The organism is Pseudomonas sp. NPDC087814 (assembly GCF_044742865.1).
GTDB lineage: Bacteria > Pseudomonadota > Gammaproteobacteria > Pseudomonadales > Pseudomonadaceae > Aquipseudomonas.
Window position 1 is genome coordinate 114,467 of the sequence record NZ_JBIUVK010000007.1, and the last position, 21,894, is coordinate 136,360.

The window sequence follows — 21,894 nt, forward strand, 5'->3', positions numbered from 1 at the left end:
TTGATTCGGTTCCGTCAGTTGAGATTGGCGAGCAGCCGCTCCAGCGTTTTGCTCACACCCACATCCTGCAGGCTCTCGAAACACCGCTCAAACGCTGCCACAAACTCGGGCGAGTTGGGAATAGCCGTACCAAAAATCTCTTCCACCCCCAGCAGCCGCTTGCTGATCAACGCATCTTCCGTCACCAGCCCCTGGCAAAACTCGGCGCGAGGGTCTGGAATGCGGTAGATCACCCCATTCTCATCCACGCCTTTCAAGTACAACGCCCAGGCCGCCACCACCAGCGCAGCACGCTCGGTCTCGCGACCATCGGCAATCAGGCGGTTGATGGTGGGTACGGTGAACTTGGGAAACTTCGACGAACCATCGGAACACACGCGCTCCAGCTGGTCGGCAATCGCCTGGTTGGAAAAGCGGTCCACCAGGGTCTGCTTGTATTCGGTCAGGTCGATACCCGGTACCGGCGCCAGGTTGGGCGTGACGTCCAGGTCCATGTAGGCGCGCATGTAGGCCACGAACAACGGGTCGTTCATGGTCTCGTGGACGAAGCGATAGCCCTTCAGGAAGCCCAGGTACGTCAATGCCAGGTGGCTGCCGTTGAGCAGGCCGATCTTCATCTCTTCATACGGTGTCACGTCGTCGGTGAACTGCACGCCCACCGTCTCCCACGCCGGGCGGCCGTTGACGAACTTGTCTTCCAGCACCCATTGCACAAACGGCTCGCAGACCACCGGCCAGGCGTCGTCGATGCCGTGATCGTCATGCAATTGCAGGCGGTGCGCGGTACTGGTCATTGGCGTGATGCGGTCGACCATCGCATTCGGGAAGCTCACGTTGGCCTTGATCCACTCGTGCAGGTCGGCGTCATGCAGCGCGGCGAAGGCCAGCAACGCCTTGCGGGTCACGGCGCCGTTGTGGGGCAGGTTATCGCAGGACATCACGGTAAACGCCGGCACCCCGGCCGCCCGGCGCTGGGTCAACGCCGCGCAGATAAACCCGAACACGGTTTTCGGCGAGCCCGGGTTGGCCAGGTCATGCTGGATCTGCGGCAGGTGGGCCATGAACTCGCCGTTGCTGTCGTCGATGCAGTAGCCGCCTTCGGTGATGGTCAGCGAGACGATGCGAATCTGCGGGCTGGCCAGCTTGTCGATCAACGCCTGGGCGCCGTCTTCGGCCAGCAGCATGTCGCTGATGGAGCCGATCACGCGCACTTCGGTGTCGTCGGTGTCGCCCAGTTCATACAGGGTGAACAGGTAGTCCTGGCCGGCCAGGTCGTCCCGCGCCTTGCGGTCCTCGCTGCGCAGGCCCACACCACAAATGCTCCAGTCCAGGCCTGTGCCGGTATTCATCAAGGCATCGGTGTAATACGCCTGGTGGGCGCGGTGGAACCCGCCAACGCCGATGTGCGCGATGCCCTGGCTGGTATTGGCAATCGCATAGGCCGGCAGTTGCACTTCGGGCGCCAGTTGCGTGAGGTTTTGCTTGTTCAGTTTCATCGGGAAATTCTCGCGAAATCAGGCGGCGGCGCGCAGTGGGCGGGCCACGGCAACACCCTCAGCGTCGAACAGATGGCATTGGGTCGGGTCCAGGTACAGCTGCAGGGTCTCGCCATACTGGCTGGCCATGTCGCCACGGATCCGCAGGGTCAACGGCTCCTTGCTGGCGGTAATCACGTGGCAGAAGGTGTCGCTGCCGAGGCGCTCGCCGACGTCGGCGGTGACGGTCAGGGTGGCTTGCCCCGGCGCGGCGATTTCCAGGTGCTCCGGGCGAATGCCCAGGGTCACGGCGCTGCCGACGCTCAAGCTCGCGCTGCTCAGGGGCAGGCTGATGCGGCCGCCGGCGTCCAGTTCGACTTCGCAGCTCTGTGGGTCAACGCGAGTGACCTTGCCCTTGAGGAAACCCATTTTCGGCGTGCCCAAAAAGCCTGCGACAAACAGGTTGGCCGGCTGGTGATACAGCTCCAGCGGCGAGCCCACCTGTTCCACGCGGCCGCTGTTGAGTACGACAACCTTGTCGGCCAGGGTCATGGCTTCGACCTGGTCGTGGGTCACGTAGATCATCGTGGCTTGCAGCTCTTTATGCAGGCGCGACAGCTCCAGGCGCATCTGCACCCGCAGGGCGGCATCGAGGTTGGACAGGGGTTCGTCGAACAGGAAGATCTTCGGGTTACGCACAATCGCACGGCCAATGGCGACACGCTGGCGCTGGCCGCCGGACAACTGCTTTGGCTTGCGCTCAAGCAAAGGGCCCAGCTCCAGGATACGTGCTGCTTCGTTGACCTTGCTCTCGACAATCTTCTTGTCGACGCCGGCCAGGTCCAGGGCAAACGACATGTTCTTGCGCACGCTCATGTGCGGGTACAGGGCGTAGGTCTGGAACACCATTGCCAGGTCGCGCTTGGCCGGGGTGACCTCGGTGATGTCGCGGCCATCCAGCTCGATGGTGCCTTCGGTGACTTCTTCAAGGCCGGCAATCAAGCGCAGCAGGGTGGATTTGCCGCAGCCCGACGGGCCGACGAACACCACGAATTCCTTGTCGTTCACCTCAAGGTCGATGCCCTTGATGATGGAGAAGCCTTCGAAGCCTTTTTGCAGATTCTTGATTTTCAGGTTGGCCATGATGGGCCTCCGCTTCTAAATATTCTTGAAGGAGCCGTTACTTCACGGCGCCGAAGGACAGACCGCGGACCAGCTGTTTCTGGCTGATCCAGCCAAAGATCAGGATCGGCGCACAGGCCAGGGTCGACACGGCAGACAATTTGGCCCAGAACAAGCCTTCGGGGCTGGAGTAGGAGGCGATCAATGCAGTGAGCGGCGCGGCGTTGGACGAGGTCAGGTTCAGCGACCAGAACGCCTCGTTCCAGCACAGGATCAGCGACAGCAGCACCGTGGAAGCCAGGCCGCCCTTGGCGATCGGCAGCAGCACCCGGACCATTTCCTGCCACAGGGTGGCGCCGTCCAGGCGGGCGGCTTCGAGGATGTCCTTGGGGATGTCCTTGAAGTAGGTGTAAACCATCCAGACCACGATCGGCAGGTTGATCAGGGTGTAGATGATGATCAGCGCAATGCGCGTATCCAGCAGGCCGAAGCTCTTGGCCAGCAGGTAGATCGGCATCAGTACGCCCACCGGCGGCAGCATCTTGGTGGAGAGCATCCACAGCAGCGTGCCCTTGGTGCGCTTGGTCTCGTAGAACGCCATGGAGTAGGCGGCCGGTACCGAGATCAGCAGGCACAGGGCGGTGGCGCTGAAGGAAATCAGTACCGAGTTCCAGGCGTAGCTGAAGTAGTTGCTGCGCTCGTTGATGTGCAGGTAGTTCTCCAGCGTCGGCGTGAAGATGAACTGCGGCGGCGTGGCGAACGCGTCGATTTCGGTCTTGAAGCTGGTCAGCACCATCCAGAAGATCGGGAAGAAAATCAGGATCGCGATGGCCCAGGCCAGGGTGCCGAGCAGCACGCTTTGCAGGCGGCGGGATTGTTGAAGCGTCATGGCGCGGCCCTCAAGGCTTGTCAGTCAGGTTTTTGCCGATCATCCGCACCAGGATGATCGCCGCGATATTGGCGATGACCACGGCAATCAAGCCGCCGGCCGAGGCCATGCCCACGTCGAACTGCACCAGCGCCTGGTTGTAGATCAGGTAGGCGAGGTTGGTCGAGGCGTAGCCGGGGCCACCGTTGGTGGTGGTGAAGATTTCGGCGAACACCGAGAGCAGGAAGATCGTTTCGATCATCACCACCACGGCAATCGGACGTGCCAGGTGCGGCAGGGTCAGGTGCCAGAAGATCGCGATGGCGCCGGCACCGTCGAGGCGGGCGGCTTCCTTCTGTTCCTGGTCGAGGGACTGCATGGCGGTCATCAGCAGCAGGATCGCGAAGGGCAGCCACTGCCAGGACACGATGATAATGATCGACAGCAACGGGTAATGGGCCAGCCAGTCCACCGGCTGGGCGCCGAACAGCTTCCACACGTAGGCGAGGATCCCCGACACCGGATGGAAAATCAGGTTCTTCCAGATCAGCGCACCGACGGTGGGCATGATGAAGAACGGTGAAATCAGCAACACCCGCACCAGGCCGCGACCGAAGAACTCGCTGGCTTCCAGCAGGGCGCTGATCAATACGCCAAACACCACGCTGATCAGCAACACGCTGCCCACCAGCAACAGGGTGTTGGTGGCGCCGGGCAGGAAGCCCGAGTCGGTGATGAAGTAGGTGAAGTTCTCCAGGCCCACGAATTGGTTTTCGCCGGGGTAGAGCAGGTTGTAGCGAATCAGCGAGAAGTACAGGGTCATGCCCAGCGGCACGATCATCCACAGCAGCAACAAGGCCACCGAGGGGCTGACGAGGAACCAGCCGGGGTTGATCAGGCGGCTTTTACGCGGCTTGTCCGGCGTAGCGGTTTGCACTTGGGCAGTGGTGGTATTCATGGTGATCAGGACCAGTCAGGTACATGCGGAATGCGGGTCGGAGTGCGGTCAAATGTGGGAGCTGGCTTGCCTGCGATGAGAGCGCCTCGGTGAAACTGACAGACCGAGTTGTCTGCATCGCGGGCAAGCCCGGCTCCTACATAAAGCGGGTTCCCACATTCAGTGTGGTGAGACCGCTTTACTTGGGATAACCGGCCCGCTTCATTTCGCGTTCGGTGAAGGTCTGTGCATCCGCCAGGGCTTTTTCGGCAGTGGAGCCACCGGTCAGTGCGCTGGAGAAGAACTTGCCGACCTGGGTACCAATCGCCTGGAATTCAGGAATGGTCACCAGCTGGATGCCCACATACGGCACCGGCTTGGCCGACGGGTCTTTCGGGTCGGCGACTTTCAGCGATTCCAGCGTGACCTTGGCAAACGGCGCGGCCTTCATGTATTCGTCGCTGTAGGTCGATTTACGGGTACCTGGCGGTACGTTCGCAATCCCGTCGGTCTTGGCGACCAACTGGCTGTATTCCTTGGAAGTGGCCCAGGTGGTGAACACCTTGGCAGCGTCCTTGGCTTTGGAACTGGTTGGAATCCCCAGGGACCAGGAGTACAGCCACGAAGTACCTTTGTCGGTCTTCTCGTGGGGGGCAAAGGTGAAGCCGACGTGGTCAGCCACTTTGCTTTGGGTCTTGTCGGTCACGAACGAGCCGGCGACGCTGGCGTCAACCCAGATCGCGCACTTGCCGCTGTTGAACAGCGCCAGGTTTTCGTTGAAACCGTTGCTGGAAGCCCCCGGCGGGCCGGATTTCTTCATGTTGTCGACGTAGAAGTTCAGTGCGTCTTTCCACTCTGGCCCGTTGAATTCCGGTTGCCACTTCTCATCGAACCAGCGTGCACCGTAGCCGTTGGCCAGGGTGGTGATCAGCGCCATGTTCTCGCCCCAACCGGCTTTGCCCCGCAGGCACAGGCCGTACTGCTCTTTGTCCTTGTTGGTGAGTTTGGCGGCGAATTCGCCGATCTGGGTCCAGGTCGGGTGCTCGGGCATGGTCAGCCCGGCGTCCTTGAACAGGTCGGTGCGATAGTAGGTGATGGAGCTTTCGGCGTAGAACGGCAGGGCATACAGCGAGCCCTTGACGGAAAGACCGTCACGCACGGAAGGGAAAACGTCGTCCAGGTCGTAGGAAGCAGGCAGGTCCTTCATCGGTTCCAGCCAGCCTTTGGCGCCCCAGAGTGCAGCTTCGTACATGCCGATGGTCAACACGTCGAACTGTCCGCCCTGGGTGGCGATGTCGGTGGTGAGGCGCTGGCGCAGGACGTTTTCTTCGAGTACCACCCAGTTCAGCTTGATCTCCGGATGCTGGGTCTCGAAGGTTTTCGAGAGCTTTTGCATGCGGATCATGTCGCTGTTGTTGACGGTGGCAATGGTCAGGGTTTGCGCGCCAAGACTGACGGCGCTGAGGGTCATGCAGGTGCAGGCAAGCAGAGCTTTGGCTGTGAACTTCATCGCGCACTCCATTTCTGCGCCCAGGGGCTGCAGAAGGACAGTTATTGTTGTTGTGTCTTCCACGACAGCTGGAAGAGTGTGCGTTGATTACAGCCTTCAATTGACGTGCTGACAAATCCTTGGGAGCACTTTTACTGATACTTTTTTGCACTGCAGCGGAAAATTGATGAAACGGTTTACCAGGCGGGTTGGGTTTCCCGGGAACGCGGTTCAATGTGGGAGCTGGCTTGCCTGCGATAGCGGTGTGCCAGTCAATTCAGCCATTGCTGATCCGCCGCTATCGCAGGCAAGCCAGCTCCCACAGTAAAGCAGCCCTGCGTTTCGGTGTTCAGGCCAGGTTCTGCTCGGTTAACCGCTGCACCGCCAGGCGCCGGTAGTGCGAGGGGGTCATGCCCTTGAGCTGCTGGAAGCGGCGGTTGAAATTGGAGATGTTGTTGAAGCCTGACTCGAAGCACACATCGGTCACGGCTTTGTCACCATCGGCCAGCAGCTCGCAGGACTTGCTGATACGCAGGCGGTTGACGAATTCGATGAAGGTGCGGCCGGTGGCTTGTTTGAATACGCGGGAGAAGTAGGTGGGTTTCATGCCGAGGTATTCGGCGACTTCTTCGAGGGACAACTCCCGCGCGTAGTGGGCAAAAATGTAGTCCACCGCGCGGTTGGTGCGGTCGATGCTGTGTTCATCCGCCAGTTGCGGCGTGGTCACGCCGGAGAGCAGTTGGTAGTCCTCGCAGGCACTGAGCACTTCCATCAGGATGAAGAAGTGCCCCAGGCGCGCCATGCCTTGGGCGTCCTCGATGCGCTGCATCAGGGTCATGGCCTGGGCGATGGTTTTCTTGCAGCGAAATTCGATGCCGTATTGCGCCCGTTCCAGCAGTGGCGCCAGGGTCTTGAGCTCGGCAAAGACATGGCTGCCGCCGTCGAACAGCTCGTCGGTGAAGTTCACCAGCATGTCGCGCTTGGGCACCACTTCGTCCTCGGCCACCTGGCTGATCCAGTTGTGGGGCAGGTTGGGGCCGGTGAGGAAAAGGCTTTCCGGGTAGAAGTTGCCGATGTAGTCGCCGATAAACACCTTGCCGGAGCTGGCAACGATCAGGTGCAGCTCGTATTCCTTGTGGAAATGCCAGCGCACCAACGGGCACGGGAAGCCGTGTTGGCGATAGATGATGGACAGACCGTTGTGATCGTCCATCAGCTCGTAGGAAGGATCGGTGATTCTCGCTGCTCGGGTCATGCTGCAGTCGCTTTATTGTGGTTGCGAAAAGGATAATGCCCCCTTGCGCGCCACCTCGCCAGCGTCTGTGTCTACAGCGTACGGTTTTTCGCCTCGATCCACTGCGCCATGTACTGGGTACTTTTGTGCAGGTGGTGGCGCAGCATGCTGCCGGTGAAATTGTTCCGACGGTGCTCGGCCAACTGGCGGCGGCACTGCTCCAGGCGCTCCACCAGGGCCGGGCCGTGGAGGTCGTGGGCGTAACGGCGGGCCAGTAACTGCCGGCCATCTTCCTGGGCCTGGGTCCAGCGTGGCTGGTCTTGATACAACGCAACCGCCGCAGCAGCCAGTGCACTGGCGCTGTGTTCGACCACGCCGGGCCACGGTTCGCCCATGGCTTCGGCGCCAATCGGTGTGGTAACGCTGGGTGTGCCGCAGAGCATCGCGTCGGCCAGCTTGCCCTTGATCCCGGCACCGAAGCGCAGTGGCGCCAGGCAGATACGCGCAGCGCTCATGACCTGCAATGCATCCTCGGCCCAATTCATCACGTGGAAGCCCTGGGCCGGGTTGTGCAGCGCGGTGGCCTTGGGTGGCGTATAGGCGCCGTACACGTGGAGTTGAGCGCCGGGCAGTTGCTGGCGGATCAGCGGCCACACACTGTTCTTCATCCACAACACCGCATCCCAGTTCGGCGCATGGCGGAAATTGCCGATGCTCAGGAAGTGGGCACGGTCCTCAAAGGGGGCAAAGGCTTCGGTGGGCGGCACCAGCATCAGCGGGCACCAGTGGAGCAGGGCAGCGGGCACCTTGAAGTGTTCGGTCAGCAACTGGATTTCCACATCGGAGATCATCAGGCTGATGTCGCAGCGGTAGATCGCAGCGATCTCGCGCTTGGCCAGGTCGGTATCGGCCATGTCATCGAATTCGGCGGCCAGGTCCCGGCTGAACAGCGCGTCGAAGTCATCAGCTTCGGGGTGCGCCTTCAGGAAGTCCTTGAGGCGCTGGTGGCGGGCGTCCCGCAGGCTTTGCAGGTCGGATGCTTCCAGCACCCGTAGAGCATTCGGGCAGGATTTTTCCACGCGCCAGCCGAACTGTTCTTCCATCATGAAACGGTCGAACAGCACGATATCCGGAGCCAATTGCTGGATAAACGCGTCGAAACTGCTGTTATTCAACTCGATCGCGCATTCGCGAATGCCCAGGGCGGGCAGGTCGGCCTTGTGTTCGCCGGTGACCGCCGGGCTGCTGAAGGTGATGTCCCAGCCTTGGGCCAGGAAACTCTCCAGAATCTGCATCATGTGCCCGCTGGCGGCCGAGGAGCGAGGCTCTGGCCAGACGTAGCCAATGACCAGGACTTTGGTGGCGGGCTGATTCATCGACAACGGATTCCTTGAAGGGCTGGGCAAAGGCGCGCAATTAAACCACAGCCCCTCAAGTTCCGGCGTACTCAGCGGAAGATGTTGACCGGCGTCGGCAGCGTCACCAACCCTACATAACCGTCCCAGAACTGCTTCTGGTCCACCGCGAAGACCACCTTGGCCTTTTGCGTGCCGACCGGCGCGCCTTTCTTGTAGCCCAGTGCCCGGCCATAGTCGGCGCCGAAGGTGGCATCCACGTCCACCCACAGCTCGCGGGATTCGGTGACGATCCCGGGGTTCACGAGAAACAGTGCCGGCAGGCTGTCCCAGGTGAAGCTGTGGTAAGCCGGGTCCTTGGCGAACAGTGGCCCGAACTCGTGCTTGTACAGGTCGGCAATCGGGCCTTTGTGTGCGATCACCCGCTCATACACCGACTTGTCGAAGGTGACTTTCTCACAGACATCGTTGGGAAAAATCACGTGTTCGATGGGCGAGCGCAACACGATCTTCGCGGCCTCCGGGTCGAACCACCAGTTGAACTCCGCCGCCGGCGTGGTGTTGCCCGGGATCTCCAGCGCGCCGCCCATGTACACGATGCGCTTGATCAGCGGCACGATGTCCGGCGCCGAGCGAATCGCCAGGGCAATGTTGGTCAGCGGGCCGACCGCCAGGATCGTTACCTCGTGGGGGTTGGCCCGTACGCTGTCGACGATGAACTGGGCGGCGGTTTCCTTGCGCAGCCTGGTGTGGGTCGCCAGGCCGTCCGGTGGCGCGACCAGTTGTGAGGCACTGGTTGGCCGCGGGTTCTTGAACGCACCCGGCCAGCCGGAACCGAACAGGGCTTTTTCCGCCTCATAGGTGGCGTAGTCATGCAGCAGCGGGTAGGCGGCGCCGGAATACACGCCGACTTCCTTCTCCACACCCATGCGTTCCACCGCCTTGAGGGCGTCGACCTGTTCCTGGTCGACCCAGGCGTTGCCGCTGACCAGGGTCATGCCCAGCAGGTCGATGCGTTTTTGCCCGTGCAGCTGGGCGAGCATGATAAAGGCCTGGCCGTCATCGTTGAGCACGTTGAAGTCGGTGTCGAAGATGACCTTTTCTGCGGCCTGCGCCGTACCGGCACACAGGCCCACGGCGACAAGCAGGGCACAGCGCTTGATGAAACCTTGCATGGAGACTCACCCGAAAAATTGTTGTTGTTAGCGGTTTACCAGCTTCGCCGGCAAGGCGATCACCAGGAAGCTGCTGAGAATCAGGCAGCCGGCAAAAAACCACAAGGCCCCTGCGCTGCTGCCGGTGACGTCAATCGCCACGCCCATCAACGAGTTGCTCACCAGGCCCGCGATGTTCGCCAGCGAGCAGGCCAGGGCAAAGCCGGTGGCCGCTGCGGTGCCTTTCAGGAAGGTCGCCGGCAGGCTGAAAAACACCGGCACCGCACCGATGATCGCCGCCGAGGCAATCGCAAACAGCGCCACGGTGGCGACCACGTTATGGGTGAAGAACGTGCTGGTAGCCATCGCCGCCGCGCCGATGAAGAACGGCACGATGATGTGCCAGCGGCGTTCGCGGTGTTTGTCGGAGCTGGCGCCGATCAGCAGCATGCCCAAGAGGGCCGCCACGCTGGGCAGGGCCGTGAGGATGCCGATGTGGAAAGTGTCGGTAATCCCGGCGTTGCGGATGAATGTGGGCATCCAGAACCCCATGGCATAGGCACTGAGCAGGATCGAGAAGTCGATACCGCCGAGCATCCACACCTTGAGGTTGAAGAAGCCGTCGCGGAAGCTGTGTTTGCTGGCGGCACCGTCGGCGTCGTCCTTGCGCAGTTCGCTTTCCAGCAGGTTTTTTTCTTCCGGCGACAGCCACTTGGCTTGCTGATAGGTATTGGGCAGCGCCCAGAAGGTCCACACACCGAGCAGCACGCTGGGCACCGCTTCGATCAGAAACAGCCACTGCCAGCCGCGCAGGCCGGCCATGTTGTCGAAGTGGCCCATGATCCAGCCCGACAACGGGCCGCCGATCACGCTGGACAGCGGCAGGCCGATCATGAACAGGGCGATGATCCGCCCCCGGCGATGGGTGGGAAACCAGGTGGTCAGGTAATACAGCACGCCCGGTAGAAACCCGGCTTCGGCCGCACCCAGCAGGAACCGCAGGATGTAGAACTGGGTGGTGGAGGTGACCAGCATGGTGCAGGCCGAAAGCAGGCCCCAGGTGATCATGATGCGGGCGATCCAGATCTTCGCCCCGACCTTTTCCAGGATCAGGTTGCTGGGGACTTCGAAGATGATATAGCCGACAAAAAACAGCCCGGCACCGAGGCCGAACGCGGTTTCGCTGAAGTGCAACTGGTCGAGCATCTGCAGTTTGGCGAAGCCGATGTTGATGCGGTCCAGGTAAGCCGCGAGGTAGCAGAAACACAGGAACGGAATCAGCTTCCAGGTGATCTTGTGGTAGAGCGTGTGGACCGGATCGGCGACCGTAGTCGCGGGCGCTGCATTCGCAATGGGCATTGGGGTGTCTCCTGGCGGTGACTTATGGTTTTTATACGGCCGCTTTTTCAGCACTTCGGAGTGCTGTGAAAGCGACTTCCAAAGGCAGTGACAGAAGACTGAGGTGGCCCTGTTGGAGGTGATCAAGTGTGGGAGCGGGCTTGCTCCCACATTCGACTGCATTCCAGCGTGGGCGCTCAGTTTTTTCCGGACCACGCTCTTTGTCGTGGTTCCTGTTGACGCGTTATTGCTCCTTGAACTTGCTCATCGCCTCCTGCTTGCTCACCACGTCGCCGTACTTGCTGTCGATATCGAACAAGTTGGCTTCATGGGGCGCCGGGTGGCGGTCGCCGACGCATTCGCGCACGACGATGGTACGAAACCCGTGTTGCACCGCATCCACTGCGGTGGCCCGGATGCAGCCGCTGGTGGAACAGCCGGCGAGCACCACGGTGTCGATGCCCTGGGCGTGCAGCATCGGGGCCAGGCTGCTGCCGAAAAACGCGCTGGCGTATTGTTTGGTGATGACCACTTCATTGGCCAGGGGCAGCACTTCGGTGCAGAAGGCTGCGAGGGGGTTACCCTCGACCATGTCTTTCATCACCGGGGCCTTTTTTACCCAGATACCGCCGTCGGCGAAATGGCCCGGATGGTAGCGGATATTGGTGTGCACCACGCTGATCCCGTGACGTCTGGCGCAGGCCAGCAGCTCGACGCTTTCGGCCACGGCGATGCGCACTTCGGGGGCAAACAGTGGCGCGCCTTCGGTGGTATAGCCTTGCATGAAGTCGATCATCAGCAGGGCGGATTTTTTGCCGAAGCCGATTCGGTTACCCCAGACGCCCTGGTAGTTGGCGTCGGCGGATTGTTCGCTCATCTTTCAGTCCTCGGTAATGGACAGTGCACATAACCTTGTGGCGAGGGAGCTTGCTCCCGTTGGGCTGCGTAGCAGGCCTGTTTTTTTTGGGGGCGCTTCGCACCCCAGCGGGAGCAAGCTCCCTCGCCACAAAAGCGTTTTTAGTAGGCTCCCGACAGGAGGGCGCCGGCGCCGGGGACGATGGGTTCCAGGTCCAGGGCCTTGAGCATGGCGTAGGTGGTGGCGATGGCGGCGGTGAGTACCGGCAGGCCGGTCTGGGCTTCGACCTTCGCGACCACGGGCAGCGACTGCATTTGTACGCAGGCCGACAGTACGATTACGTCGACACCTTCCAGGTTCATCCCGGCAACAATCGCCGGCAGGTTGGCCGGGTCGTGGCGGGCCACTTCGAGGTTGTCGGGGATTTCCAGGGCGCGCCAGTCCACCACTTCAAAGCCTTCTTCGCGGATGTAGTTCACCACCAGTTCGGTCAGCGGTTTCATGTACGGCGCAACAATGGCGATGCGTTTGGCGCCCATGACTTTAAGGCCTTCGATCAGGGCGCCGGCACTGGTGATCACCGGGGCGTTGGCGTCGTTGTCGGCGGTGGCCTTGCGCAGGCGTTGCTCGGACTTGCGGTGGTAACCCAGCCCCATGGCCATGATCGCTACCAGGCAGGCGTAGCCCAGCACGTCGACCTTGGCGTCGGACAGTTCGATGGCGCAACGGTCGGACTCACCGTCCATGGCCGCCAGTTCTTCCTTGCGCACTTGCTTCATGCGCATGCGGCTGGAGTGAAAGGTGAAACGTTCCGGGCGGATCGCCTGGCGCGCGTTAAGCATCGCCGGGATCTCGGTTTCCATGGTGGTGTTGGAGCTCGGCACAATCTGGCCGATGCGATAAGACTTGAGCATGATGGTCTCCGTTATGCAGTTAGGGGCTGGCCGAGGAAGTCGCCGAAGGCAGCGAAAAAGCCTTCAAGGTCATCCCAGGGGATCATGTGTCCTGCATTTGGCACATGGGCGACCTGTAGGGTCGGCTGTAACTGTCGGACTTCCGCGACATCTTCGGCCTGAATTACACCGCCGCGTCCGGCAACAATCAGCAGGGCAGGAGCCCCCAGGTGCGGCAGGTCCTGATGAAAGTCGACGGTATGGAAGTCATTGAACGCACGCACGATCGCCGGCTCGTAGCAGGTGTGCAGCCATTCGGCGCGCAGTTGCAGTTGTTCGTCGGTCCAGGTGGCGCAGAAGGCGCGCATCGCCTCCGCATCCATGCCGACCTGGGATTGACGAATCGAATCGACGTACCACGGCAGTTTGCTTGGGTATTCGCGGCGACCCGGGCCGGACATCGGCGGGTCGATCAACACCACGCGGTTGACACCTTGTGGATGGCGCACCGCACTGCGTACGGCAAACCGCGCGCCCATGGAATGGCCGACCAGGTGATAACTGTCGAGCTTCAGGGCGTCGGCAAACGCGCCAATGTCATCGGCGCAGGTGTCGGCGCTGTAGTCCAGCTCCGGTCCGGTGGACGACAGGCCGCGACCGCGCACGTCCAGCACGTAGGTGTCGAAGTGCAAACCCAGGCGTTCGGCGACAAAACCCCAGGTAATCGCCGGGCTGGTGATGCCGGGAATCAGGATCAGTGCCGGGCCCTTGCCGCCGTAACGCAGGTAATGCTGGCGGATACCATTGGCCTGGACGTTGCCGCCATAGAGAAAGCTGCTCACGCCGCCACCCCCGATTTCAGTTGCTGGGCGTAGAGGTCATAGCCGTAGACCCAGTCCGGATCTTCCTGGGTGCGCAGCCAGGTGTTGGCGTTGGACACGGCCTGCACCCGGGACGCGCGTTCCTTGCGGTTGGCTTCATACAGCTCGAACGCGGTGCGGTAGTCGCCGATCCCTGTTTCCTGCAGGCAGCGCGTCAGCATCGCGGCGTCTTCGATGGCCATGCCGGCGCCCTGGGCCATATGGGGTTTCATCGGGTGGCAGGCATCGCCCAGCAATACCAGGCGACCACGGCTCCATAACGGCAGCGGGTTGCGGTTGCGCAACGGCCATTTGGTCACGCTTTCGGTGGATTCGATCAGGGCCTGGACGGTCGGGTGGTAGCCCTTGAAGGCGTCGAACATCTCCTCCCGGCTGCTGTCGACGAAGGCGCCCTGGAAGTCCCATTCCGGGTGCGGCACGCCGGTGACGTAGTAGTACTCGTCGCGCTTGCCGGTGGTGTAGTAGACCATCATGTGCCGGTCCTCGGTCCACCACTTGATGCAGTCTTCGAACTTCAGGTCGTACTTGGCCAACTGGTCGCCACGGATCAGCGCACGGTGCGCGACCCAGCCGCTGTACAGCGGTTTTTCGGCACCCAGCAGCTCTTCACGAATGCGCGAGTTGATGCCGTCGGCACCGATCACGATGTCGGCGTAGGTTACCTCGCCGTCGGCGAAAGTCAGGCGCACCTGGGTATCGGTTTCTTCAAGGGTTTCCAGGCGCTTGTTGAAGTGCAGGGTGCCGGGCTTGAGAGTGGACATCTGCAGCGCGTGCAGATCGCCGCGATGCACGGTGATGTAGGACGCGCCGTAGCCAGTCAGGGGAATGCGTGACAGGTAGTCGCCGGTTTCACCATCGCGGCTGAACCAGTGCTCGGGGTGCGACCCCATCAGGTCCAGCTGTTTTTCGATGCCCATGCGGCGGAAGATTTTCATGATGTTGGGGCCCATGTGGATCCCGGCACCCAGGCGGGAAAACTCCGGCGCCTGCTCGTAGATGTCCACGTCGAACCCTGCCTGTTGCAGCAGGGTGGCAGCGGCGGCACCGCCAAGGCCGGCGCCGACGATTGCGATTTTTTGTGTGCTTCCCATGGGGCGTGGTCCTCTTTTTCGAATAATGGCCGGCGGGGTCTGTCCGCAAGGTTTTTAAAGTGTATACGCTCATTTTTTCAAATGAAAAGCCCACGCCTGAAAAATTGTTTTTTTGGCCATATCGATCCCCTGTAACCGGTTATCTCCATATATCAATGGGCTTGTGTGGATTCGTAACGTTTTGGCGTGGTGCTTGCAGTCCATGATGAAATCAGTTCTTATCGTGATTAATTGGCGTATACGCTATAAAAACGCACTAGAGTGAAGCGCCCTGCAAGATCTTGGTGCAGCAGCTGAGGAGACAGGAAATGCCGGTAAGTGATTGCGAACTGACCCAGATGTTTGAGCATGTGTTGAAGCTCTCGAAGGTCGACCCGACCCAGAGCGTCGCCGTGCTCAAGAGCCATTACTCCGACCCGCGCACCGTGCGCGCCGCGATGGACGCTGCGCAGCGCCTGGGGGCCAAGGTGTATGCGGTGGAGTTGCCGTCGTTCAACCATCCCCGGGCGATGGGCAATGACATGACCGCCTACTGTGGCGACACTGCCCTGACCGGCAATATCGCGGCGCAGCGGGCGCTGGAAGCGGCAGACCTGATCGTCGACACCATGATGCTGTTGCACTCGCCGGAGCAGGAACAGATCCTCAAGACCGGCACGCGCATCCTGCTGGCGGTGGAACCCCCGGAAGTGCTGGCGCGCATGCTGCCGACCGAAGAGGACAAAGTGCGCGTGCTGGCCGCTGAAGAACTGCTGAAAAAAGCCCGCTCGATCCACGTCAAATCCCGCGCCGGCAGTGATTTCCGGGCGGCGCTGGGGCAATACCCGTCCGTCACCGAATACGGCTTTGCCGACGAACCGGGGCGCTGGGACCACTGGCCGAGCGGCTTCCTGTTCTCCTGGCCCAATGAGGAAACTGCAGAGGGCGTGCTGGTGCTGGATATCGGCGACATCCTGCTGCCGTTCAAGACCTACACCCGGGAGAAAATCACCCTGGAGATCGAGAAGGGCTTCATCACCAGAATCCACGGTGGTTTCGAGGCCGAATACCTGCGCGACTACATGAAATACTTCAACGACCCCGAGGTATATGGCATCTCCCACATCGGCTGGGGCCTGCAGCCACGGGCGCAATGGACGGCCATGGGCCTGCACGACAAGAACGACGGCATGTGCATGGACGCCCGCGCGTTCTACGGCAACTTCCTGTTCTCCACCGGCCCCAACACCGAAGTCGGCGGCACCCGCAAGACGCCGTGCCACATGGACATCCCGCTGCGCAATTGCGACGTCTACCTCGATGATGAGGCCGTAGTCATCGCCGGCGACGTCGTAGCCCCTCAAGCCTCCCTGGCCCACTAAACATCCAATGTGGGAGCGGGCTTGCTCGCGAATGCGGTACGTCAGTCACACATGCGCCACCTGACACACCGCATTCGCGAGCAAGCCCGCTCCCACATTTCAACCGCGTTCCGGCAATGAGATCCTTGAGTCATTTCCACAACCCCGCCATCATGCCACCCCATCGACCACCGCCTTCCCGAGCCCGCCGTGCCTGATTCCTACGTTTTCTCCGAACAAGTCGGCCACCTGCTGCGCAAGGCCTACCAGCGTCACCTGGCGATCTTCCAGCAGAACGTCGGCGACTCCCAGCTCACCGCCGTGCAGTTCGTCACCCTGTGCGCCCTGCGCGATCACGGTGCAAGTTCGCTCACCGAACTGGTCAAGGCCACCGCCGTCGACCAGGCGACCATCCGTGGCATCGTCGAACGCCTCAAGGCCCGCGAACTGATCACCCTCGAACCCGACCCGCAGGACAAACGCAAAGTCGTGGTCAACCTATCCGACTCCGGCGCCGCCCTGGTGCAGCAAACCGTGCCCTGCGCCGCCACCATCACCGAACTGACCCTGAGCAACCTCAACCCCGCCGAACGCGTCGCCGTACTCTTCCTGCTACGCAAAATGATCGAAGACCCCCAAACCTGACCCCGATCCCTGTGGTGAGGAAGCTTGCTCCCGCTGGACTGCGCAGCAGGCCCATCTTTTGGGGTCGCTTCGCAACCCAGCGGGAGCAAGCTCCCTCGCCACAGGTATTCATCCATCTTCTGGCACCGTTTTTGCTCTACGTTGATGTAGTAACCACTTCACCCGTCAAGTGTGTCGCGAGACCCCAGGTACGCGACGCTTTTTTTTGACTGTTTGATGTAGTGGACACTTCACCAAATCCAACGGGCGAAGCGAATGACCAGCCAGAACATCACGGTAACGCTTGAGGTCAACGGCCACACCAGCGAAGTCAGCGCAATGGCCGACACCCCGCTGTTGTTGATCCTGCGCAATGACCTGCAACTCAACGGCCCCAAATACGGCTGCGGCCTGGGGGAGTGCGGCGCCTGCACGGTGATCATCGACGGCGTGGCTGCACGCTCCTGCGTCTTCCCCCTGTCGGGTGCCGTGGGACGCAACATCGTCACCCTCGAAGGCCTCGGCACCCGCCAGACCCCGCACCCGGTGCAGCAGGCCTTCATCGATGAACAGGCCGCCCAGTGCGGCTACTGCCTCAACGGCATGATCATGACCGCCAAGGCCTTGCTCGACCGCAATCCCAACCCCAGCGAAGCCGAGGTGCGCAGCGAACTGTCTGGCAACCTCTGCCGCTGTGGCACCCATATCGAAATCCTCCGCGCGGTGCTGCGTGCCGCCCGCCAAACGCCTTGAACGTGGATCGATGACCATGACTGACGCAATCCCTTCCCGCGACCAATGGCTGGCCAAGGCCGGCGTCCTGCTGATCGTCGACGATGTGCTGCCACCTTCGGGGCCGGTGGCCAAAGGCGGCACACCGACGGTCAAGCCCAAGGAGCTGGGGCTGTTTATCGCAGTGAACGATGACGGGCTGGTGTACGCCTTCAACGGGCACGTGGACCTGGGCACCGGCATTCGCACCTCCCTGGCGCAGATCGTCGCTGAAGAACTGGACCTGACCATGGACCAGGTGCGCATGGTGCTGGGCGACACCGAGCGTGCGCCGAACCAGGGCGCGACCATTGCCAGCGCAACCTTGCAGATCTCCGCGATTCCGCTGCGCAATGCCGCCGCCGAAGCCCGGCGTTTCCTGCTGGCGCGGGCGGCGCAACGCTGGTCCGTAAATGCTCAAAGTCTCAAGGTCGACGCAGGCGTTATCCGCGGCGAAGACGGGCGCACCATCACTTATGGCGAACTGGTGACGGACGAGCATGACCAACTGCGCATCAGCGGCGATGCACCGCTCAAGGCCACCGCTGATTACCGCCTGGTGGGCAAGGGCGCAGCCCGGGTGGATATCCCGGGCAAGGCCACCGGCGAACTGACGTACGTGCACGACATGCGCGTGTCGGACATGCTCCACGGTCGGGTGATCCGCCCACCGTATGCGGGCCTGGATTGCGGTGACTTTGTCGGCAACAGCCTGCTGAAGGTCGACGAGTCTTCCATCGCCCATATCCCGGGCATTGTTGCGGTGGTGGTGATCCGTGATTTTGTCGGCGTGGTGGCCTTGCGCGAAGAGCAGGCAATCAAGGCCGCCCAGGAACTGCAGGTGCACTGGAAACCCTGGAACCACCCACTGCCGGACATGAGCGATGTGGAGCAGGCAATCCGCGACAACCCGCGGGTACGCCGCACCGTGCTCGACCAGGGCAACGTCGACGCAGCCCTGGCCGCCGCCAGCCAGCGCATGCCGCGCACCTACCTGTGGCCATACCAGATGCACGGCTCCATCGGCCCGTCCTGTGGCGTGGCGGATTATCAGCCCGGTGGCAGCCGCATCTGGTCGGGCAGCCAGAACCCGCACCTGCTGCGGGCCGACCTGGCCTGGTTGCTGGAATGCCCGGAAGCGTCCATCGACGTGATTCGCATGGAGGCCGCCGGCTGCTACGGCCGCAACTGCGCCGATGATGTATGCGCCGACGCCTTGCTGCTGTCGCGTGCGGTGGGCAAGCCGGTGCGGGTGCAACTGACCCGCGAACAGGAGCACCTGTGGGAGCCCAAGGGCACCGCGCAATTGATGGATGTCGACGGCGGCCTGAACGCCGACGGCAGCATCGCCGCCTATGACTTTGAAACCAGCTACCCGTCCAACGGCGCGCCCACCCTGGCGCTGCTGTTGACCGGCCGGGTCGAGCCGGTGGCCGCGATGTTCGAGATGGGCGACCGCACCTCGATCCCGCCCTACGACATCGCGAACATGCGCGTCACCATCAACGACATGGCGCCGATCGTTCGCGCCTCGTGGATGCGCGGTGTGTCGGCGTTGCCCAACACCTTCGCCCATGAATCCTATATCGACGAACTGGCGTTTGCCGCCGGGGTCGACCCGGTGGAGTACCGCCTGCGTTACCTGAAGGACGAGCGCGCCATCGACCTGGTGAAATCCACCGCCGAACGCGCCAACTGGGCACCGCGTACCGCGCCGATGCAAACCGCGAATGAGGACCACCTGCTGCGTGGTCGGGGCTTTGCCTACGCGCGCTACATCCACAGCAAGTTTCCCGGCTTCGGCGCGGCGTGGGCGGCGTGGGTCGCGGACGTGGCCATCGACAAGCAGACCGGCGATGTCTCGGTGACGCGGGTGGTGATCGGGCATGACTCGGGGATGATGATCAACCCCGCAGGGGTGCAGCATCAGATCCACGGCAATGTGATCCAGTCCACCAGCCGTGTGCTCAAGGAACGCGTGACCTTTGAAGAGTCGACCGTGGCGAGCAAGGAGTGGGGCGGTTATCCGATCCTGACCTTCCCGGAAGTGCCGCAGATCGACGTACTGATGATGCCGCGCCAGGACCAGCCCCCGATGGGCGCCGGTGAGTCGGCCTCGGTGCCCAGCGCGGCGGCGATTGCCAATGCGATCTATGACGCCACCGGCATCCGTTTTCGCGAGCTGCCGATTACCCCCGAGCGGGTATTGGCGGCGCTGAATGCAGGCACCCTGGGCGAGCCGGCGAAGTCCCCGGAAAAGCGCCGCAAATGGTTGTTCGGCTCATTGTTCGCCGCCTTTGGCGCGGTGCTGGGCATGGCTGCTACCGCGTGGCCGTTTCACAGCGAAATTGCCCCGATTGCACCGCCCAGTGCAGGCACCTGGTCCAAGGCCACCCTGGAGCGCGGGCGCTTGCTGGCTGCCGTGGGGGATTGCGCGGTGTGCCACACGGCACCGGGCGGTGCCACCAATGCCGGCGGGCTGGCGATGCATACGCCGTTCGGCACCCTTTACAGCAGCAACATCACCCCGGATGAGAAAACCGGGATTGGCAACTGGTCCTACCCGGCGTTCGAGCGGGCGATGCGCGACGGCATTGGCCGCGACGGGCGCAACCTGTACCCGGCGTTTCCCTATACGGCGTTTCGCAATATCAACGATGCCGACATGCAGGCACTGTATGCCTACCTGATGTCCCAGGCGCCGGTGAGCCAGGCACCGGTGCCGAATGCGATGAAGTTTCCGTTCAATATCCGGCCGTTGATGGCCGGCTGGAATGCGCTGTTCCTGCGCCGTGGGGAAATCAGCGTGCAGCCCCAGCGCAGCGAGCAATGGAATCGTGGCGCTTACCTGGTCAACGGTTTGGGGCACTGCGCGGCGTGCCATTCGCCGCGCAACCTGATGGGGGCGGAGAAGGGCGGCAAGGCGTTCCTCGCGGGCGGCAGGGTGGACGGTTGGGAAGCGCCGGCCTTGAATGGCTTGTCCAAGGCGCCGACGCCGTGGACCGAAGACCAATTGTTCAGCTACCTGAGCACTGGTTATTCCGATGCCCATGGCGTGGCAACGGGGCCGATGGGACCGGTCGTGACTGAACTGGCGAAACTGCCCAAGACCGACATCCGCGCGATGGCGGTATACCTGGCTTCGCTGAACGACAGCGGCGCCGCCGAAGCGCAGGTGGTGGCAGCTGCGACGGTGCCCAATGCCAATGGGCGACGGGTATTCGAAGGTTCATGCAAGGCCTGCCATGCCGACGGGCAGGGCCCGAAGCTGTTCGGCGTCAGCCCATCACTGGCGACCAATACCAATGTGCACAGCGATCAACCGGACAACCTGATCAAGGTGATTTTGCAAGGGATCAGCACTCCGGCGACCAAGGATCTGGGTTACATGCCGGCGTTCAAGGACAGTTTGTCGAACACCCAAGTGGCGGAGTTGGCCGCCTACCTGCGCGGGCGCTTCGCACCCCATGCACCGCAGTGGGAAGGCCTGGAGCAAACCGTGGCACACCTGCGAGCCAATCCCGGTACCCATTGATTCACACGGTCAAAAAATGTGGGAGCGGGCTTGCTCGCGAAAGCGGTTCGTCAGTCGCCAAATATATTGACTGATACACCGCATTCGCGAGCAAGCCCGCTCCCACATTTAGATCCAGGTTCTACCGTTGGATGGGCGGTGTCACGCATACCCCGCGCAACACCAGATCACTGATAAACCCCAGCCAATCCCGCTGCTGGGTCTTATCCGCCAAATCCTCCCCCAAAAACGAACTCAGCGTGTGCTGGTTGGAGTTATAGAAGTAGCACAACGAAGCAATCATCAAGTACACATGCTTGATGTCCACATCTTCACGAAACAGCCCCTGGGCCTGGCCCGCTTCAATGATCGGCCGCAACACCCCAACTGCCTCCCCGGACAACCGCCGCAGTTCACCCGACTGCTTCGCATGCTTGCCCTGGTGCAGGTTCTCGATGCTCAGGATCGCCACAAACTCGGGATGCTTGACGTAGTAATTCCAGATAAACCCCACCAGCGCCTGCAACGCTTGCACCGGTGCAGTCAGGTCGAGCTTGAGCTTGCTTTCGGCCTTGTTGAACTGTTCATAGGTGTGCTCCAGCACACACACAAACAGGTGCTCCTTGCTGCCGAAGTAGTAATACAACATGCGGTCGTTGGAGTCGGCCTCGCGGGAAATGCTTTCCACACGCCCGCCGGAATAGCCGTCGCGGGTGAAGACCTTGACCGCCGCCTGGAGAATCCGCGCGCGGGTCTGGTCGGCTTGCTGGGCGCGGATACCGGTCTTCTTGATCACCATCGAAAAGCCTCTGCTGCGCGGCGTAAAGGCCCGGAATATAGCATGGGCATTATTCCGTTACCGACAGGCTCTGTCACAAACGCGGCATAACGCTGGGGCTTGGATCGGAAACGTATTACTTTCTAGTTCTTCTAATAAACAGAGTATGCAGGG

Annotated in this window: 18 protein-coding genes; 4 read left to right on the forward strand and 14 right to left on the reverse strand. The window is 61.7% G+C overall.

Going from position 1 to position 21,894, the window contains the following annotated elements; all coding sequences use genetic code 11:
• Positions 1–14: 14 nt before the first annotated feature.
• The 13 genes from ACIOMR_RS08605 to ACIOMR_RS08665 form a co-directional block, all read right to left on the reverse strand.
• Positions 15–1,496 carry a mannitol dehydrogenase family protein gene (locus tag ACIOMR_RS08605; RefSeq protein ID WP_102606107.1) on the reverse strand — a complete coding sequence of 494 codons (1,482 nt, stop codon included), beginning with the start codon at positions 1,494–1,496 and terminating at the stop codon, positions 15–17.
• Between the two features lie 18 nt (positions 1,497–1,514).
• Positions 1,515–2,618 carry an ABC transporter ATP-binding protein gene (locus ACIOMR_RS08610; protein WP_102606106.1) on the reverse strand — a complete coding sequence of 368 codons (1,104 nt, stop codon included), beginning with the start codon at positions 2,616–2,618 and terminating at the stop codon, positions 1,515–1,517.
• Positions 2,619–2,655: 37 nt separating this feature from the next.
• Positions 2,656–3,486 (reverse strand): carbohydrate ABC transporter permease, encoded by an 831-nt coding sequence (locus ACIOMR_RS08615; RefSeq protein ID WP_003215312.1) that lies wholly within the window; start codon positions 3,484–3,486, stop codon positions 2,656–2,658.
• A gap of 10 nt (positions 3,487–3,496) precedes the next feature.
• Positions 3,497–4,423, reverse strand: coding sequence for a carbohydrate ABC transporter permease (locus tag ACIOMR_RS08620; protein WP_003215314.1), 927 nt, complete (start codon positions 4,421–4,423; stop codon positions 3,497–3,499).
• Between the two features lie 178 nt (positions 4,424–4,601).
• A complete protein-coding gene (locus ACIOMR_RS08625; RefSeq protein WP_401193479.1) occupies positions 4,602–5,912 on the reverse strand; it encodes an ABC transporter substrate-binding protein in 1,311 nt (436 codons plus the stop codon).
• Positions 5,913–6,240: 328 nt separating this feature from the next.
• On the reverse strand, positions 6,241–7,146 hold the full coding sequence (locus ACIOMR_RS08630) for an AraC family transcriptional regulator (protein WP_003215319.1): 906 nt from the start codon (positions 7,144–7,146) through the stop codon (positions 6,241–6,243).
• 71 nt (positions 7,147–7,217) lie between these two features.
• Positions 7,218–8,501, reverse strand: a complete 1,284-nt coding sequence (locus tag ACIOMR_RS08635; RefSeq protein ID WP_401193482.1) for a glycosyltransferase — start codon at positions 8,499–8,501, stop codon at positions 7,218–7,220.
• 71 nt (positions 8,502–8,572) lie between these two features.
• Positions 8,573–9,655, reverse strand: coding sequence for a nucleoside hydrolase (locus ACIOMR_RS08640; RefSeq protein ID WP_008436139.1), 1,083 nt, complete (start codon positions 9,653–9,655; stop codon positions 8,573–8,575).
• 27 nt (positions 9,656–9,682) lie between these two features.
• A complete protein-coding gene (locus ACIOMR_RS08645) occupies positions 9,683–10,993 on the reverse strand; it encodes an MFS transporter (protein WP_008436141.1) in 1,311 nt (436 codons plus the stop codon).
• A gap of 223 nt (positions 10,994–11,216) precedes the next feature.
• A complete protein-coding gene (locus tag ACIOMR_RS08650) occupies positions 11,217–11,849 on the reverse strand; it encodes an N-carbamoylsarcosine amidohydrolase (protein WP_003215327.1) in 633 nt (210 codons plus the stop codon).
• 140 nt (positions 11,850–11,989) lie between these two features.
• The gene (locus ACIOMR_RS08655; RefSeq protein ID WP_401193486.1) at positions 11,990–12,742 is read right to left on the reverse strand and encodes an Asp/Glu racemase; all 753 of its coding nucleotides are present in this window, start codon (positions 12,740–12,742) and stop codon (positions 11,990–11,992) included.
• An 11-nt stretch (positions 12,743–12,753) separates the two neighbouring features.
• Positions 12,754–13,563, reverse strand: coding sequence for an alpha/beta fold hydrolase (locus ACIOMR_RS08660; protein WP_177019833.1), 810 nt, complete (start codon positions 13,561–13,563; stop codon positions 12,754–12,756).
• Positions 13,560–14,693, reverse strand: coding sequence for an FAD-dependent monooxygenase (locus ACIOMR_RS08665; RefSeq protein WP_003215332.1), 1,134 nt, complete (start codon positions 14,691–14,693; stop codon positions 13,560–13,562). Before ACIOMR_RS08665 ends, ACIOMR_RS08660 begins: the two co-directional genes overlap by 4 nt.
• Positions 14,694–15,001: 308 nt before the next feature.
• Between ACIOMR_RS08665 and ACIOMR_RS08670 the strand changes: the two genes are divergently transcribed.
• The 4 genes from ACIOMR_RS08670 to ACIOMR_RS08685 all read left to right on the forward strand — a co-directional run bounded on the left by ACIOMR_RS08670 (position 15,002) and on the right by ACIOMR_RS08685 (position 20,963).
• Positions 15,002–16,054 (forward strand): 2,5-dihydroxypyridine 5,6-dioxygenase, encoded by a 1,053-nt coding sequence (locus ACIOMR_RS08670; RefSeq protein ID WP_177042246.1) that lies wholly within the window; start codon positions 15,002–15,004, stop codon positions 16,052–16,054.
• 189 nt (positions 16,055–16,243) lie between these two features.
• Complete coding sequence (locus ACIOMR_RS08675; protein ID WP_003215338.1) at positions 16,244–16,678, forward strand: MarR family winged helix-turn-helix transcriptional regulator; 435 nt, start codon at positions 16,244–16,246, stop codon at positions 16,676–16,678.
• Positions 16,679–16,933: 255 nt separating this feature from the next.
• Positions 16,934–17,410, forward strand: coding sequence for a (2Fe-2S)-binding protein (locus ACIOMR_RS08680; RefSeq protein WP_008436149.1), 477 nt, complete (start codon positions 16,934–16,936; stop codon positions 17,408–17,410).
• A gap of 16 nt (positions 17,411–17,426) precedes the next feature.
• Positions 17,427–20,963, forward strand: coding sequence for a molybdopterin cofactor-binding domain-containing protein (locus tag ACIOMR_RS08685; RefSeq protein ID WP_401193493.1), 3,537 nt, complete (start codon positions 17,427–17,429; stop codon positions 20,961–20,963).
• Positions 20,964–21,084: 121 nt separating this feature from the next.
• Here ACIOMR_RS08685 and ACIOMR_RS08690 read toward each other — a convergent pair whose 3' ends face one another.
• Complete coding sequence (locus tag ACIOMR_RS08690; RefSeq protein ID WP_003215344.1) at positions 21,085–21,741, reverse strand: TetR/AcrR family transcriptional regulator; 657 nt, start codon at positions 21,739–21,741, stop codon at positions 21,085–21,087.
• Positions 21,742–21,894: the final 153 nt, after the last annotated feature.